This window comes from Streptomyces sp. C1-1 (assembly GCF_050214755.1).
Classification (GTDB): Bacteria; Actinomycetota; Actinomycetes; order Streptomycetales; family Streptomycetaceae; genus Streptomyces.
In genome coordinates, this window is sequence record NZ_CP189826.1 from 4,077,637 (window position 1) to 4,092,665 (window position 15,029).

At 71.1% G+C, this 15,029-nt stretch carries 13 protein-coding genes; 8 read left to right on the top strand and 5 right to left on the bottom strand.

The window, feature by feature from the left end; genetic code table 11:
• Positions 1 to 64: 64 nt before the first annotated feature.
• Entirely contained in the window at positions 65 to 1,888 is a 1,824-nt protein-coding gene (locus ACQF4J_RS18420) for a phosphoenolpyruvate carboxykinase (GTP) (RefSeq protein WP_351566115.1), read from the bottom strand.
• A 343-nt stretch (positions 1,889 to 2,231) separates the two neighbouring features.
• On the opposite strand from ACQF4J_RS18420, the gene trhA reads away from it, so the two are divergent.
• From trhA to ACQF4J_RS18440, 4 genes are all read left to right on the top strand, one after another.
• Positions 2,232 to 2,978 (top strand): PAQR family membrane homeostasis protein TrhA, encoded by a 747-nt coding sequence (gene trhA, locus ACQF4J_RS18425; protein WP_351566112.1) that lies wholly within the window; start codon positions 2,232 to 2,234, stop codon positions 2,976 to 2,978.
• 103 nt (positions 2,979 to 3,081) lie between these two features.
• Positions 3,082 to 4,629 carry an MFS transporter gene (locus tag ACQF4J_RS18430; protein WP_351800784.1) on the top strand — a complete coding sequence of 516 codons (1,548 nt, stop codon included), beginning with the start codon at positions 3,082 to 3,084 and terminating at the stop codon, positions 4,627 to 4,629.
• The gene (locus ACQF4J_RS18435; RefSeq protein WP_351566107.1) at positions 4,626 to 5,267 is read left to right on the top strand and encodes a TetR/AcrR family transcriptional regulator; all 642 of its coding nucleotides are present in this window, start codon (positions 4,626 to 4,628) and stop codon (positions 5,265 to 5,267) included. The genes ACQF4J_RS18430 and ACQF4J_RS18435 overlap by 4 nt, the downstream gene beginning before the upstream one ends.
• Positions 5,268 to 5,300: 33 nt before the next feature.
• Positions 5,301 to 6,017: a Mut7-C RNAse domain-containing protein gene (locus tag ACQF4J_RS18440; RefSeq protein ID WP_351800786.1), complete on the top strand. Its 717-nt coding sequence runs from the start codon at positions 5,301 to 5,303 to the stop codon at positions 6,015 to 6,017.
• Positions 6,018 to 6,024: 7 nt separating this feature from the next.
• Here ACQF4J_RS18440 and ACQF4J_RS18445 read toward each other — a convergent pair whose 3' ends face one another.
• Together ACQF4J_RS18445 and ACQF4J_RS18450 are read right to left on the bottom strand one after the other, a co-directional pair.
• Entirely contained in the window at positions 6,025 to 8,055 is a 2,031-nt protein-coding gene (locus ACQF4J_RS18445; protein WP_427166181.1) for a thioredoxin domain-containing protein, read from the bottom strand.
• Entirely contained in the window at positions 8,036 to 8,701 is a 666-nt protein-coding gene (locus tag ACQF4J_RS18450; RefSeq protein WP_351800790.1) for an ArsR/SmtB family transcription factor, read from the bottom strand. The genes ACQF4J_RS18445 and ACQF4J_RS18450 overlap by 20 nt, the downstream gene beginning before the upstream one ends.
• 115 nt (positions 8,702 to 8,816) lie before the next feature.
• Here ACQF4J_RS18450 and ACQF4J_RS18455 point away from each other — a divergent pair, with 115 nt between their 5' ends.
• Together ACQF4J_RS18455 and ACQF4J_RS18460 are read left to right on the top strand one after the other, a co-directional pair.
• Positions 8,817 to 9,269 (top strand): hypothetical protein, encoded by a 453-nt coding sequence (locus ACQF4J_RS18455; protein ID WP_351566097.1) that lies wholly within the window; start codon positions 8,817 to 8,819, stop codon positions 9,267 to 9,269.
• A 157-nt stretch (positions 9,270 to 9,426) separates the two neighbouring features.
• Positions 9,427 to 12,630: a tetratricopeptide repeat protein gene (locus tag ACQF4J_RS18460; RefSeq protein ID WP_351566094.1), complete on the top strand. Its 3,204-nt coding sequence runs from the start codon at positions 9,427 to 9,429 to the stop codon at positions 12,628 to 12,630.
• A gap of 48 nt (positions 12,631 to 12,678) precedes the next feature.
• Here the strand turns inward: ACQF4J_RS18460 and ACQF4J_RS18465 are convergent, their stop codons facing one another.
• Both ACQF4J_RS18465 and mca read right to left on the bottom strand, forming a co-directional pair.
• A complete protein-coding gene (locus ACQF4J_RS18465) occupies positions 12,679 to 12,924 on the bottom strand; it encodes a hypothetical protein (RefSeq protein WP_200699093.1) in 246 nt (81 codons plus the stop codon).
• Positions 12,917 to 13,798 carry a mycothiol conjugate amidase Mca gene (mca, locus tag ACQF4J_RS18470; RefSeq protein ID WP_351566088.1) on the bottom strand — a complete coding sequence of 294 codons (882 nt, stop codon included), beginning with the start codon at positions 13,796 to 13,798 and terminating at the stop codon, positions 12,917 to 12,919. The genes ACQF4J_RS18465 and mca overlap by 8 nt, the downstream gene beginning before the upstream one ends.
• A 127-nt stretch (positions 13,799 to 13,925) precedes the next feature.
• Here mca and ACQF4J_RS18475 point away from each other — a divergent pair, with 127 nt between their 5' ends.
• Both ACQF4J_RS18475 and greA read left to right on the top strand, forming a co-directional pair.
• Complete coding sequence (locus ACQF4J_RS18475; protein ID WP_427166183.1) at positions 13,926 to 14,324, top strand: DUF4307 domain-containing protein; 399 nt, start codon at positions 13,926 to 13,928, stop codon at positions 14,322 to 14,324.
• Between the two features lie 167 nt (positions 14,325 to 14,491).
• Positions 14,492 to 14,992: a transcription elongation factor GreA gene (greA, locus tag ACQF4J_RS18480; RefSeq protein WP_351800794.1), complete on the top strand. Its 501-nt coding sequence runs from the start codon at positions 14,492 to 14,494 to the stop codon at positions 14,990 to 14,992.
• Positions 14,993 to 15,029: the final 37 nt, after the last annotated feature.

Below are 15,029 nucleotides of genomic sequence, written 5' to 3' on the forward strand. Positions count from 1 at the left end.
GGCCGTGACGATCACTGGTCAGGGCACATCCCAGCCGGCCGCGGAGTCTTTCAGGGAGCTGACGTCACCCCAGCCGCTGCACCAGCGCCCGGTACTCGTCCCACAGCTCCTTCGGCGTGTGGTCGCCGAACGTGTTGAGGTGCTCGGGAACCAGCGAGGCCTCCTCCCGCCACACGTCCTTGTCGACGGTGAGCAGGAAGTCCAGGTCGGACTCGGACAGTTCGAGACCCTTGGTGTCGAGGGCGCCCTTGGCCGGCAGGACGCCGATCGCGGTCTCCACACCCTCCGCCTTGCCGTCCAGCCGCTCCACGATCCACTTCAGGACGCGGCTGTTCTCGCCGAAGCCCGGCCAGACGAACTTGCCCTCGTCGTTCTTGCGGAACCAGTTGACGTAGTAGATCTTCGGCAGCTTGGACTGGTCCTTGCCCTTGGCCACGTCGATCCAGTGGCCCATGTAGTCGCCCATGTTGTAGCCGCAGAACGGCAGCATGGCGAACGGGTCGCGGCGCAGCTCACCGACCTTGCCCTCGGCGGCCGCGGTCTTCTCGGAGGCGACGTTGGCGCCGAGGAAGACGCCGTGGTTCCAGTCGAAGGACTCCGTCACCAGCGGCACCGCGGAGGCGCGACGGCCGCCGAAGAGGATCGCCGAGATCGGCACGCCCTTGGGGTCCTCCCACTCCGGCGCGATGATCGGGCACTGGGAGGCGGGCACGGTGAAGCGGGCGTTGGGGTGGGCGGCCGGGGTGTCGGACTCCGGCGTCCAGTCGTTGCCCTTCCAGTCCGTGAGGTGGGCCGGAGTCTCCTCCGTCATGCCCTCCCACCAGATGTCGTTGTCGTCGGTGAGGGCCACGTTGGTGAAGACCGAGTTGCCCCACAGCGTCTTCATCGCGTTGGCGTTGGTGTGCTCACCCGTGCCGGGCGCGACGCCGAAGAAGCCGGCCTCGGGGTTGATGGCGTAGAGCCGGCCGTCCTCGCCGAACCGCATCCAGGCGATGTCGTCGCCGATCGTCTCGACCGTCCAGCCGGAGATCGTGGGCTCCAGCATGGCGAGGTTGGTCTTGCCGCAGGCCGACGGGAAGGCCGCCGCCACGTACTTGGACTCGCCGGTCGGCGGGGTGAGCTTGAGGATCAGCATGTGCTCGGCCAGCCAGCCCTCGTCCCGCGCCATCACGGAGGCGATGCGCAGGGCGTAGCACTTCTTGCCGAGCAGGGCGTTGCCGCCGTAGCCGGAGCCGTAGGACCAGATCTCGCGCGACTCGGGGAAGTGCGAGATGTACTTGGTGGAGTTGCACGGCCACGGCACGTCGGCCTCGCCCTGCGCCAGCGGGGCGCCCAGCGTGTGGACGGCCTTGACGAAGAACCCGTCGGAGCCGAGCTCGTCGAGGACCGGCTGCCCCATGCGGGTCATCGTGCGCATGGAGACCGCGACGTAGGCGGAGTCGGTGATCTCGACGCCTATCGCGGAGAGGTCGGAGCCGAGGGGGCCCATGCAGAACGGGACGACGTACATCGTCCGGCCCTTCATCGAGCCGCGGAAGATGCCCTTCTCGCCCTGGAAGATCTCCCGCATCTCGGCAGGGGCCTTCCAGTGGTTGGTCGGGCCCGCGTCCTTCTCCTGCTCGGAGCAGATGAAGGTCCGGTCCTCGACGCGGGCGACGTCGCTCGGGTCGGAGGCGGCGTAGTAGGAGTTCGGGCGCTTGATCGGGTCGAGCTTCTTGAAGGTGCCCTTCGCGACGAGCTCCTCGCACAGGCGCTCGTACTCGGCCTCGGATCCGTCGCACCAGACCACGTTGTCCGGCTGGGTCAGTTCCGCGATCTCGTTGACCCACGAGATCAGTTCCTGGTGGTTGGTGGGGATCACGGTGGGAGCCGCGATGTCGCGCGCCACGATTGCTCCTAAATGAGGGATTTGTGATTTTGGAGGCCCCGTGGGGGCTGCGGCCCGGACGCTGCATGACTGGATCTTCAGCGCTCATCCGGTGCCGACCGCACTCATTTGATGATCCGAGTCGAGTGCCCATATGTCCAGAGGGCCTCACAAGTGAGCGGAGTGGGGATCGTCACGCACAACCGTGTTTCCACGCGTGATTTTGCGTGCACGTTGAGTTCATCTGAAGGTTCTTTTGCCGGACGACCGAACACCCACCGGCCATGAGATGATGGCCACTCTTCGCCAACATCTCGGCCCGCGCTGACCCGTAACTTACGGTTCCGTAGGTACGATGCAGGGCATGACTGCGCCCGTCCCCGACGCCGCCAAGAACACGCCGGCCGCCGGCCGCCGTCCCGAGGCGAACTCGATTCCGCAACAGATCAAGCAGCACACCCAGCAGCTCACCGATCCACTCAAGCCGAAGCTGCGCGGCTGGCTGCACCTCGGCATGTTCCCCGCCGCCCTGATCGCGGGCCTGGTGCTCACCGCCCTCGCCGACTCGCCCCGCGGCCGCATCGCCTGCGGCATCTACGCCCTGACGGCCTGTCTGCTGTTCGGCGTGAGCGCGCTGTACCACCGCGGCAACTGGTCCCCGCGCATGGACGGCATCCTGCGCAGGCTGGATCACGCCAACATCTTCCTGATCATCGCGGGCACCTACACCCCGCTGACGATGCTGCTGCTGCACGGGGCGAAGGGGCAGTGGCTGCTGTGGGGCATCTGGGGCGCGGCCCTGGCGGGCATCGCCTTCCGGGTGTTCTGGGTGGGCGCCCCGCGCTGGCTCTACACCCCCTGCTACATCGCGATGGGCTGGGCCGCCGTCTTCTTCCTGCCCGACTTCATGCGCGCCGGCGGCGTCGCGGTCCTGGTCCTCGTGATCGTGGGCGGCCTCCTCTACAGCGCCGGGGGCGTCATCTACGGCATCAAGCGGCCGAACCCGTCACCGCGCTGGTTCGGCTTCCACGAGGTGTTCCACTCCCTCACGCTCGCCGCGTTCGTCGTCCACTACGTGGGCATCTCGCTGGTGGCGTACCAGCACGCGTAGCGCCTCCCGGCGCCCAGCAAGGGCCACGGCTTCCGAGCCGTGGCCCTTTTTGCATGCTGATTTCGATTGACAGACACCATATTTTGAGAGCTACTCTCATTTCATGGCTACTGTCACTCCGGATCCCCGGCGCTGGTGGGCCCTGGCGGCCCTGGTCGCGAGCATGCTCACGCTCGGCTTCGACATGACGATCCTCAACGTCGCGCTGCCGACCATGGCCGCCGACCTCGGCGCCACCACCGGTCAGCAGCAGTGGATGGCCGACTCCTACATCGTGGTCTTCGCCGCCCTGATGCTCCCCGCGGGCCTTCTCGGCGACCGCTTCGGGCGCCGGCGCATGCTGATCACCGGGCTGGGGATCTTCCTGGCCGGTTCGCTGGTGGGCGCGCTGGCCGCGGACGTGAACTGGGTCATCGCCGCCCGCGCGGTCATGGGCGTCGGCGCGGCACTCGTCACCCCGCTCGCGCTGTCCGTCCTGCCCTCGCTGTTCAGCCCGGACGAGCGCACCAAGGCCGTCAGCATCATCTCCACCGCGTCCGCGCTCGGCCTGCCGCTCGGCCCGATCATCGGCGGCTGGCTGCTGAACCACTACTGGTGGGGCTCCGTCTTCCTGATCAACGTCCCCATGGCCGCGATCGGCATCGCCGCCTGCGTCCTGCTGCTCCCCGAGACCAGCGACCCGGCCTCCCCGAAGGTCGACACCGTCTCCACGGCGTGCACCGCACTCGGCCTCGGCGCCCTCGTCTACGCGATCATCGAGGCGCCCGACCGCGGCTGGAGCGACCCCCTGGTCCTCGCCCTGTTCGCCGCGTCCGCCGCCCTGCTCACCGCGCTGGTGCTGCGCGAACGCCGCACGGCGCGCCCCATGCTCGACATGACGCTGCTCGGCCACCGCGGCTTCCTGCTCAACACCGTCGCCGCGACCCTGGTGATGTTCGTCCTGTCCGGCCTGCTGTTCGTGCTGCCGCAGTACCTCCAGGCGGTACGCGGCAACGACGCCCTGGGCACGGGCGTCCGACTGCTGCCGATGATCGGCGGCCTCACCGTCGCCGCGAAGGGGGCGCCGGCCGCCGCCCAGCGATTCGGCGCACGGGCCACGGTCAGCGCGGGCCTGGTGGTGCTGGCGTTCGCCGCGTTCCTCGGCAGTCGTACGACGGTCCACTCCGGCTACGGCTTCACCGCGCTCTGGCTGTCGCTCACCGGCGTCGGCTTCGGCTTCGCGCTGGTCCCGGCCATGTCCGGGGCGCTCGCCACCCTGCCCAGGGACCGGGCGGGCAGCGGCTCGGGCCTCCTGATGACGTTGCGTCAGGTCGGCGGCGCCATCGGCATCGCCCTGCTCGGCAGCCTGCTCTCGAGTGCCTTCCGCGACCGGCTCGACGTGAGCGGGCTGCCCGCCGGGGCCGCGGACACCGCCGGCGACTCCGTCGTCGCGGCCCACATCGTCGCCGTCCGGGCGCACTTCCCCCATCTGGCCGCCTCGGCGGACGGCGCCTACGTGCACGGCATGGGCCTGGTCCTGCTGGTGTGCGGCGCCGCCGCCCTCGTATCGGCGCTGCTGGCCGCCGCGTTCCTGCCGAACACACCCGTCGCCGGGAAGGAGCCGCAGGACGCCCCGCGGATGGCCACCGCCGTCACGGATGCCGGACAATGACGTCCATGACGGCCGCACGCTCCCCCCTCTCCCCCGCCGACCGCCCCCGGCTCGGCCTGCGCGAACGCAAGAAGATCAAGACCCGCGAGGCGATCCGCACCGCGACCTACGGGCTGATCCGGGAGCAGGGGTACGACGCCACGACGATCGAGCAGATCGCCGAGCGCGCCGAGGTGTCGCCGTCGACCGTCTTCCGGTACTTCCCCACCAAGGAGGACATCGTCCTCACGGACGAGTACGACCCGTTGATGCTGGAGGAGCTGCGCGCGCGGCCCGCCGACGAGGCGTGGATGGACTCCGTGCGGTACGTGATGCACCGGGCCATGGACGTGATGATGACCGAGGACCCCGAGGTGGTGCGCACCCGGGCACACCTGTCGGCACAGGTCCCCGCGGTCCGTTCCCGGATGGTCGAGTCCATGTCGCAGACCGGACGCCTGCTGCGCGAGGCCATCGCGGAGCGCTCCGGTCGGGCCGCCGACTCCCTGGAGGTCCGCGTCTCCGCGATGTCCCTGGTCGGCGGGCTGATGGAGGCCAACATGTGCTGGGCGGAGAACGACTTCCGGGACGACCTGCGCGAGCTCGTGGACCGCGCGCTGGACGTCCTTGAACACGGCCTCCCCACGGAAAACCCCTGAGCCCGTCGTTCCCTCCCGTGACATCCTGACCGGGTGAACGGTCCCGAGATCCACGTCGAGTTCGCCCCCGAACTGGCCCTGTTCGTCCAGCGCCGGCCGAACCGGACCCTCGTCACCGACGGCGTCTCGTCCCTGGGCCACGCCGTGGAGTCGGCGGGCGTCCCGCTCACCGAGGTCGGCACGCTGCGGGTCGACGGCCGGGAGGTCCCGGTCTCCTACGTCCCCGCCGCCGGCGACCGCGTGGAGGTACGCACCGTCGAGCGCCCCCAGCGGGTCCCCGGGGCGCCCCTGCGCTTCCTCCTCGACGTCCACCTCGGCACCCTCGCCCGCCGGCTGCGCCTGCTCGGCGTGGACACGGCCTACGAGTCGACGGACATCGGCGACCCGGCGCTCGCCGCCCTCTCGGCCGCCGAGAAGCGGGTCATGCTCAGCCGCGACCGGGGCCTGCTGCGCCGCCGCGAGCTGTGGGCCGGCGCCTACGTGTACAGCACCCGCCCCGAGGACCAACTCCGCGACGTCCTCGACCGGTTCCGGCCCGAGCTGCGCCCCTGGACCCGCTGCACCGCGTGCAACGGGCTGCTGAAGGAGGCCACCAAGGAGGAGGTCGCGGACCAGCTGCACGGCGGCACCCAGCGCTCGTACGACGTCTTCGCCCAGTGCCGGGAGTGCGGGCGTGCGTACTGGAAGGGCGCGCACCACGAGCAGTTGGTGGCCATCGTGGAACGCGCCCTGGCGGAGTTCGCGGGCTAGGGACCGCTCAGCCGTTCAGCGCCGAGCGCAGTCGCTCCGGGTCGGTGGTCGGGGCGTCGCAGGTGAAGTTGCGGCAGACGTACGCGGTCGGCCGGCCGTCGGTCAGGGGCCGGTCCGCGAGCAACGGGAACTCGTCGCCGTCCGCGGTCCCCACGGCCACGACCGCGCCGGGGGAGGTCCCCAACAGAGCCGTACGGTGCAGGGTCCGCGTGCCGTCGTCGTCGAGGCCCGCACCGACGATCGCGACCTCCCGCGGCCCGTCGAGCAGCGCCTCGGCGACCGCGAGCCCCCAGCCGATGAACCGCGGCACCCGCGGACCCAGCGCCTTCACGACTCCCGACGCCCGCTCGGCGGCGGTGCGGTGGGGCTCGGAACCGGTGTGGGCGGCATAGCTCAGCAGGGCGCCCGCGGCGGCCGTCCAGCCGGACGGCACGGCGTTGTCGGTCGGGTCCTGCGGCCGGCGGATCAGCCGCTCGGCGTCGGCGGCGGTGTCGTAGAGCGCACCCGACTCGGGGTCGACGAAGCGGGCCAGGACGTGGTCGAGCAGGAATCCGGCGAACTCCAGCCAGACGCCCTCGCCCGTGACGGACGCGAGCGCGAGGAAGCCCTCGGCGACGTCGGCGTAGTCCTCCAGCACGCCCGCGTTGGCGCCGGCCCGGCCGTCCTTGCTGGTACGGGAGAGGCGGGCCTGCTCGTCGAGATGCAGCCGGACGAGGAGGTCGGCCGCCGTGACGGCCGCTTCGACGAGGTCGGGGCGGTCGAAGTAGGCCCCGGTCTCGGCGAGCGCGGCGATCGCGAGGCCGTTCCAGGCGGCGACGACCTTGTCGTCCCGGCCGGGAGCCGGGCGCTCGGCGCGCGCGGCGAGCAGGCGCTCACGGACGGAGGCGATCTTCTCCGCGTCGAACAGGCCGTCCTGCTGTGGGAGTTGCAGCACCGACTGACCGTGCTCGAAGGTGCCCTCCTCGGTCACGCCGAAGTACTGGGCGGCGAGTTCGGCGTCGTCGTCCCCCAGCACCTCGCGCAGCTGCTCGGGCGTCCACACGTAGTACGCGCCCTCGACGTGTTTGCCCGTCCCGTCGTCGCTGTCGGCGTCCAGCGCGGAGGCGAACCCGCCCTGCCCGGTGCGCAGTTCGCGCATCATGAAGTCGGCCGTCTCCAGCGCGACCCGCCGGGCGAGCTCGGAGCCCGTGGCCCGCCACAGGTGCGCGTAGACGCGGCACAGCAGGGCGTTGTCGTAGAGCATCTTCTCGAAGTGCGGCACGATCCAGTCGCGGTCGACGGAGTAGCGGGCGAAGCCGCCGCCGAGCTGGTCGTAGATCCCGCCGCGGGCCATGCGCTCGCAGGTGTCGGCGGCCATCTGCAGGGCGCCCTCGGAGCCGGTGCGGGCGTGATGGCGCAGCAGGAACTCGACCACCATGGACGGCGGGAACTTCGGGGCGCCGCCGAAGCCGCCGCGCTGCGCGTCGTACTCGCGGGTGAGCCCGAGCAGGGCCTGCGCGAGCTCCTCCTCGCCGGGGGCCTCGGGGCCGCCGTAGGAGATCTCCCGGCCGGCCAGGTCCCGGACGATCTTGCCGGCGACCTCCGCGACCTCCTCGCGCCGGTCGGCCCAGGCGCTGCGCACGCCCTCCAGGACCTGCCGGAAGGAGGGCATGCCGTGGCGGGGGGCGGGCGGGAAGTAGGTGCCGAAGTAGAACGGTTCGGCGTCCGGGGTGAGGAAGACGGTCATGGGCCAGCCGCCCTGGCCGGTGGCCGCCTGGACGGCCTCCATGTAGACGGCGTCGACGTCAGGACGCTCCTCGCGGTCCACCTTGACGCTGACGAAGTGCTCGTTGAGAAAGTCGGCGGTGGCCCGGTCCTCGAAGGACTCGTGGGCCATGACGTGGCACCAGTGGCAGCTGGAGTAACCGACGCTCAGCAGAACGGGCTTGTTCGCCTTGCGGGCCTCCTCGAAGGCCTCGGCCGACCAGGGCCACCAGTCGACGGGGTTGTCGGCGTGCTGGAGCAGGTACGGGGACGTCTCATGGGCCAGTCGGTTCACTCCTCCACTCTCCCACGGGCTCGGCCACGGCGTAGAAACGCATGTTGACCGGGCGCGCCCCCTCGGGGGCGGTCTCGCGGGAGTGGCCGTAGCGGTCCAGCATGGCGCGGTACTCGCGCATGAACGCGAGGAGTTCGTCCTTCGTGAGCCAGGTGCCGTGGCGCTGCACATGGGCCCAGCCGTCCGGGCCGCGGTACTCCTCGTGGGCGCGGCGGAAGAGCTGGGTGTCGACGTCGATCTTCAGCAGGGCGAGATGCCGGGCGGCCTCGAACTCCTCCTGGGTCATGCTCGCCGGGTCGGGCGTGGTGTGGCTGAACGGCAGCAGCCGCCACCAGCGCTCCCGGCCGCCCGACTTCTCCGGGATCTCCTCGATGAGCCGCTGCTCGGCGAGTTTGCGCAGGTGGTAGCTGGTCGTCCCGGAACTCTCGCCCAGTTCACGGGCGAGCACGGTGGAGTTCGCCTCGGCGTGCCGGCCGAGGTAGTCCAGGATGCGGCGGCGCAACGGGTTGCCGAGGGACTTGTACAACGCCGTGCGCTCGAGGCCGGTCATGCCGGTGTGTCCGGAGTCGGTCGTCTCGGTGTGTCCGGAGTCGGTGGTCCCGGTCCTGCCGTCGCTCATGCGGCCACTGTCAGCCTGGTCGCTCATGCGGCCACGGTAACCCTGAGCAACCCTGATCCGACCCTGATGTCTGCCGATTTTTCTTTGCAGAATTTTCTCTGCGGTCTAGCGTGGGGGCTTGGGAACGGAATGGGGGAAGAGCGTGAGGAAGCAGTCGTACGAGAAGCAGTTGGCGGGATGGACACTCCTCCTGCTGGGCATGGCGGTCGGCGCGGTGGCCGTGGCGCTGAAGAGGTGGACGGTGGTCTTCCTGGCCGCGGCGGCCGTGCTGCTGGTGCCGTGGACCGTGGTGCTGGGCCTGACCCTGCCGGCCGACACCGAGGTGCGGCACTGGTCGCTGGCCTGGACCGGCCTGGACGTCCTGATGGCGGCGGGCTGCGCGGCGACAGCCCTGCTGGGCCTGCGCGGCCGTCCCGCGGCCCGCCTCACGGCCTCGGCCACGGCGGCCGTCGCCGTCCTGGACGCCTGGTTCGACATAACGACCGCGCAGGCGGGCTCCGGCCTCGCCCAGGCCCTGGCCTGCGCGGTCGGCGAGGCGGCGCTGGCCTGCGTCTGCGTGTTCCTGGCGGTGACCGACCGCCGCTCCCGGACCTGAGGGGCCGTCATGCGCCGTCGATCGCGGTCCTCGTGCGCGGTTGATGGCGCCGTTGATCGCGCCGTTGATCGCGTCGTTGATCGCGGCCCTCTGTCGCTCGCGTCCCTCGCGAAGGACACTCGTAGGCACAGGAGTTGCCGCCGGAGGGGGAAGCGACATGCGGGACGGCCATCGGGCGGAGGCCGAGCGGCTGTTGGCTCGGGCCGTGGAGGAGGAGGTGCGGCGCTCCGGCGGGCGCACCGACGGGGCCGTCCTGCTGTCGCGGGCGCGCGGGGCCCTGGACGCCATGGCGGAGACGGCCGCCGAGGAGTACGCGGCGTACACCCGCGCGCTGGACGAGGCGGACGCCGGACGGCTCACCTTCGCCCAGCGGTACGCGAAGGAGGGGTCCGGAACTCCCCTGCTGGTGGCGGCCGTCGCCGCGATCGCCGCCGTCGTCGCCGACCTGGCCTTCGGCACCGACACCGGCACGGCGGTCGGGGTGGGCGCGACCGTGGGTGTCGTGGCCGCCGCGGCGACGGTCGTCAAGGTCGCCGGCTCCCATCTGCCCGACGCACACCACCACGCCGGTGCCGCGAACCAGCCGGGCGGCCCCGAGCAGCTGCGCCTGCAGTGGCTGACGGCGCTGGAGGTGCGCGGCATCCGCCCCTTCCTCGACCAGCAGCGGGTACTGGCCGCCTCGACAGGACCGAAGCAGAGCGGCCCGCGGCTGAAGGGCGCGGACAAGAGCGCGGCGGCCCGCGGGCGGACCGTGCTGCAGCAGTCGTTCGGCCAGCTCCCCTCCCCCGAGGGCGCGTTCGCGGGCCGACGGCAGGAGATGGCCCGGATCCGGCAGTGGGTGCAGGCTTCCCGCGCGAGCACGGAGACCCGGCCGACGGTCGTCGTGCTGCACGGCGCCCCCGGCAGCGGCCGCACGACCCTCGCCGTGCGCGCCACGCACGACCTCAAGGACTACTTCCGCGGCGCCTGCGTCGTCGACCTGCGCGGCGGCAGCCCCGAAGAGGCCCCGCTGTCCACCCGGGATGCCCTGCTCCACCTCCTCAACCGCCTCGGCGCACCCCGCGAACAGCTCCTGTTCCGCGAGCGGTCCTCCCCCGACCAGCAGGTCAAGCGGCTGAGCGAGCTGTACCACCAGCACCTCAAGGGCCTCGCGGTCACGGTCGTCCTGGACGACGCCTCCGACCCCGAACAGGTCCGCGCGCTGGTCCCCGAACGCTCCGACAGCCTGGTCCTGGTCACCACCCGCGAGCCTCTCGCCCTCCCCTCCGACATCCAGGCGTGGGTGCACGAGCTGCCGGTCGAGGCCCTGGACGCGGCGGGCGCCGAGGAACTCCTGGACGCCGCCGCACAGGACAGCTCCGAGCCCTACGACGCCCAGTCCGCCGAGCGCATCCGGGAGTTGTGCGGCGGCCTGCCGCTGGCCCTGCGCATCGCCGGCTCGTCGCTGGGGCCGCGCTCCCCGCGCCGGCTGGCCACGGACCTCGGGGCGTACGGCCCCGTCGAGCCGACCGAGCGCGCCCTGTGGCTGTGCTACACCGACCAGTCGGACACGGCCCGCCGGCTGCTGCGCCGCCTCGCGCTCGCCGGCCGGGCCTCCCTCGGCGCCGCGGCCGCCGCCGCCCTCCTCGCCACCGACGAGACCGAGGCGACCCGCCGGCTGGCCGCCCTGTCCCGCGCGGGCCTGATCGACCACGTCCGCGGCAGCCGCTACCGCCTGCACGACCTGGTGCGGGCCTTCGCCCAGGCCCGCCTCCTCGACGAGGAGGAGCCGGCCGAGCGCACCGCGGCGCAGGAACGGCTGATCGTCAACTACGCCGAACTCGCGGACTCCGTGCTGCGCCTCGTCGACGGCAACATGTCGACCCGCTCGGACCGCTTCAGCCCGCACGGCTTCACCTCGCTGGAGGAGGCGCTGCGCTGGCTGGACGACGAGACGAGCTTCATCACCTCGACCCTGCGGCACGCGGAGGGCGTGAACCAGGCGGCGGTCCTCAACCTGCTCGGCGCCCTGTGCGACTACTGCCTGCTGCGCGGCGACCTCTACCGCCTGGGCGAGATCAGCGAGCTGGCCCAGGCCGTCGACCAGGGCCTGCTGGTCCGCTCGGTGCAGTGGCGCACCGGCATCGCGGCCCGCCAGCTCGGCGAACTGGACAAGGCGCGCACGACCCTGTCGTCCGTGGTCGACCTCTATCTGGAGGCGCACCACGACGCGGGCGCCGCCCGCGCCCTGTGCTCCCTCGGCATCACCCTCCACCACCAGGGCAACCTGACCGAGGCGGCGGCGAAGCTCCGCGAGGCCCTGAGCCTCCAGTCCGCCCCCGAACTGGCCACGGACCGCGCCTGGACGATGCACGCGCTGGCGGCGGTGGAGCGCGACCGCGGCCAGGTGGCCGAGGCCCTGGACCTGCTCACCCGCTCCCTGGTCCTGCACCGCGCCGGCGAGTCGGTGCACGGCGAGGCCTGGGCGCACTTCCAGCTCGGCCAGCTGGGCTTGCGCATGGGCGACGTCCCGCGCGCCGAGTCCGAGCTGCGCGCGGCCCTGGACCGCTACGGCCGCACCCGCGACGCCCGGGGCGAGGCCTGGGCCCTGACCCAGCTGGCCCGCGCCCGCCTCGTCGCCGGCGACCCGTCACCGGCCGTGGACGGCCTGCGCCGGGCGGCCTCCCGCCACCGCGAGAACGAGGACGCCCGCGGCGAGGCCTGGACGATCTACTACCTGGGCCAGGCGCTGGAGGAGACGGGCAACCTCGACCTGGCCGTCCGCGAACTGGAACGCTCCCGCACGATGTTCTCCCGGATGCGGGACGTCTACGGGCTGGCCTGCGCCCGCCACCACTCGGCGCGGGTCACCCGTGACCAGCGCGCCGCCCAGACCGGTTCGCTGCGCAACTCCGGCTTCGCCAGACAGCTCCTGGTCGACGCCCGCGCCGACTTCCAGCGCATCGGCGTCGCCCACGGCGAGGCCTGGACCTGCCTGGAACTGGCGGTCGTGGACGCGGGCAACGCCCGTACCCCACAGGCGCTGGCCCTGTGCGACGAGGCGATCGACCTGTTCACGTCCTACGGCGACCGGCGCGGCGAGGACTGGGCCCGCTTCCTGCGCTGCACCCTCCTGCCCTACGCCGCTCCCGGCGGCGTCGAGATCGGCACGGCGGTCGCCCAGGAGGACCTCACCCAGCTGTCCCGCACGAGACACCCCCTGCGGGACGAGAAGCTCGACGACTACGTCGGGGCCTACCAGCTTCTGCTGGAACGCGGCGTGGACCTGGACACGGGTTGGCAGGCCTGGCGCCTGGGCATGGTGCCGAGCCGGCATGCGCGGGAGGTGATGGGGGTGCCCGTGGCCGTGCGGCAGGACTGACGACCGTCAGCCCCGCCGTGGGGCGTCAGCCCCGTCGCCGCCGGGCGGTCAGCTCGAGGAGGTCTTGCCGGAGGCCTCCGCGGAGGGCTTCTCCTCGGAGTCCGCCGGGTCCTCGAACTTGACCTTGCCCATGTGCTTGTTCATGGACTTCATCAGCCCCCACACCGCCAGGGCCATCACCGCGAAGACGATGAAACCGAGGACGCCGGGGGTGACCTTGTTCTCGTCCACCTCCTTGGCGAGGGGGACGAGGTGCGTCACTGCCAGGCTCACGCTTGCACTCATGTCAGGCATTGTCGCGGATGCCCGCGAAGAGGTCGTCCTCGGGGAGGGAGGTGTCCACGAGCGACTTCGCCAGCTCGTACTCCTCCGTCGGCCAGACCTCCTTCTGGATCTCCATGGGGACCTTGAACCAGCCGCCGTCGGGGTCGATCTGCGTGGCGTGCGCGATCAGGGCCTTGTCACGGATCTCGAAGAAGTCGGCGCACGGGACGTGCGTGGTCAGCGTGCGCTCGACGCGCTCGAACTCGCTCCAGCGCTTGAGCCAGTCCCCGTACGGCGACTCCAGGCCGCGCTCCAGCAGCGCGTTGTGCAGCGCCTCGGTGCGGGGGCGGTTGAAGCCCTGGTTGTAGTACAGCTTCCGCGGCTGGTACGCCGGACCGAACTCGGCCTCCGGGTACTTCTCGGTGTCCGCCGCGCCCTCGAACGCCACCATCGAGATCTTGTGGGTCATGATGTGGTCGGGGTGCGGGTAGCCGCCGTTCTCGTCGTAGGTGGTGATCACCTGCGGACGGAAGGAGCGGATCTGCTTCACCAGCTCGCCCGCCGCCTTGTCGACGTCCTCCAGGGCGAAGCAGCCCTCGGGCAGCGGCGGCAGCGGGTCGCCCTCCGGCAGGCCGGAGTCGACGAAGCCGAGCCACTCCTGCTTGATGCCGAGGATCTCGCGGGCCTCGTCCATCTCCTTCTTGCGTACCTCGTGGATGTGCTCCTCGATGTACTTGTCGCCCTGCAGCTTCGGATTGAGGATGGAACCGCGCTCCCCACCGGTGCAGGTCACGACCAGCACGTCCACCCCCTCGGACACGTACTTCGCCATGGTGGCCGCGCCCTTGCTCGACTCGTCGTCGGGGTGGGCGTGCACGGCCATCAGTCGCAGCTGGTCAGTCAAGACTCAATCCTCGTAAAGTCGGCGCCCCGGTGTCTTCGGGTGCGAACGGCGGCTTCTATAGTGACCGAATCCGGGGGCGAATAATTCCGGGGTCCGGCTCCGCAGGCCCCGCACGGAGAGGACGATCATGGGTACGGCGAGCACTCAGCTGCCCGAGGGCCGCTACGGCCGCTCCTCGGACGCGCGTGCCGACCACAAGCTCAAGATCGCCGGCGCCGTCCTCGGGACCCTCCTGCTCGTCCTGGTCGGCTATTTCGCCTACCACTACGTCGCCCAGAACAAGATCAGCGGCGAGGTGATCACGTTCGAGCCGCACCAGAGCTCCGTCACGGTGCATCTGGAGGTCCGCAAGGACGCCGACGCCTCCGGCTACTGCACGGTCCGCTCCCAGGCGGCGGACGGCTCCGAGGTGGGCCGGGCCGACTTCCGCTTCGACGGCAGCGCCACGCGGATCGACAAGGTCGTCACGCTCCGTACGACCGCTCCGGGCACCACGGCCGAGCTACTGGGCTGTCACGCCGACTGACATCACCCCGATGCATTGCGTCTGACCTGCGCCGACGTAATTCTGATGGCTTATGTCCTCCCCCTTCGGCCACTGAATTGTTAGGCTCGTGGTTTCGCCCTTCCGTGAAGGAACATTCTTCTGGGTAGGGCGATGCTTTGTATTCCCAGTACCTACGAGGAGCACCTGTGACCCAGACCAGCGAGAACGTCACCTGGCTGACCCAGGAGGCGTACAACCAGCTCAAGGCCGAGCTGGAGTACCTGTCTGGTCCCGCGCGCACGGAGATCGCCGCCAAGATCGCGGCCGCGCGCGAGGAGGGCGACCTGCGTGAGAACGGCGGGTACCACGCGGCCAAGGAAGAGCAGGGCAAGCAGGAGCTCCGTGTGCGCCAGCTGACCCAGCTCCTGGAGAACGCCAAGGTCGGTGAGACGCCGGAGTCGACGGATGGGGCCGTGGCGCCCGGCATGGTCGTGACCATCGCCTTCGACGGCGACGAGGACGACACGATGACCTTCCTGCTCGCCTCCCGCGAGTACGCGAGCTCCGACGTCGAGACCTACTCGCCGCAGTCCCCGCTCGGCTCGGGCGTGATCGGCCACAAGGTCGGCGAGGACGCGGAGTACGAGCTGCCGAACGGCAAGAAGGCCTCCGTGAAGATCCTCAAGGCCGAGCCCTACAACGGCTGACCCGGCTCTTGGGCCGCTCGCGGCCACCCTGCCCTCG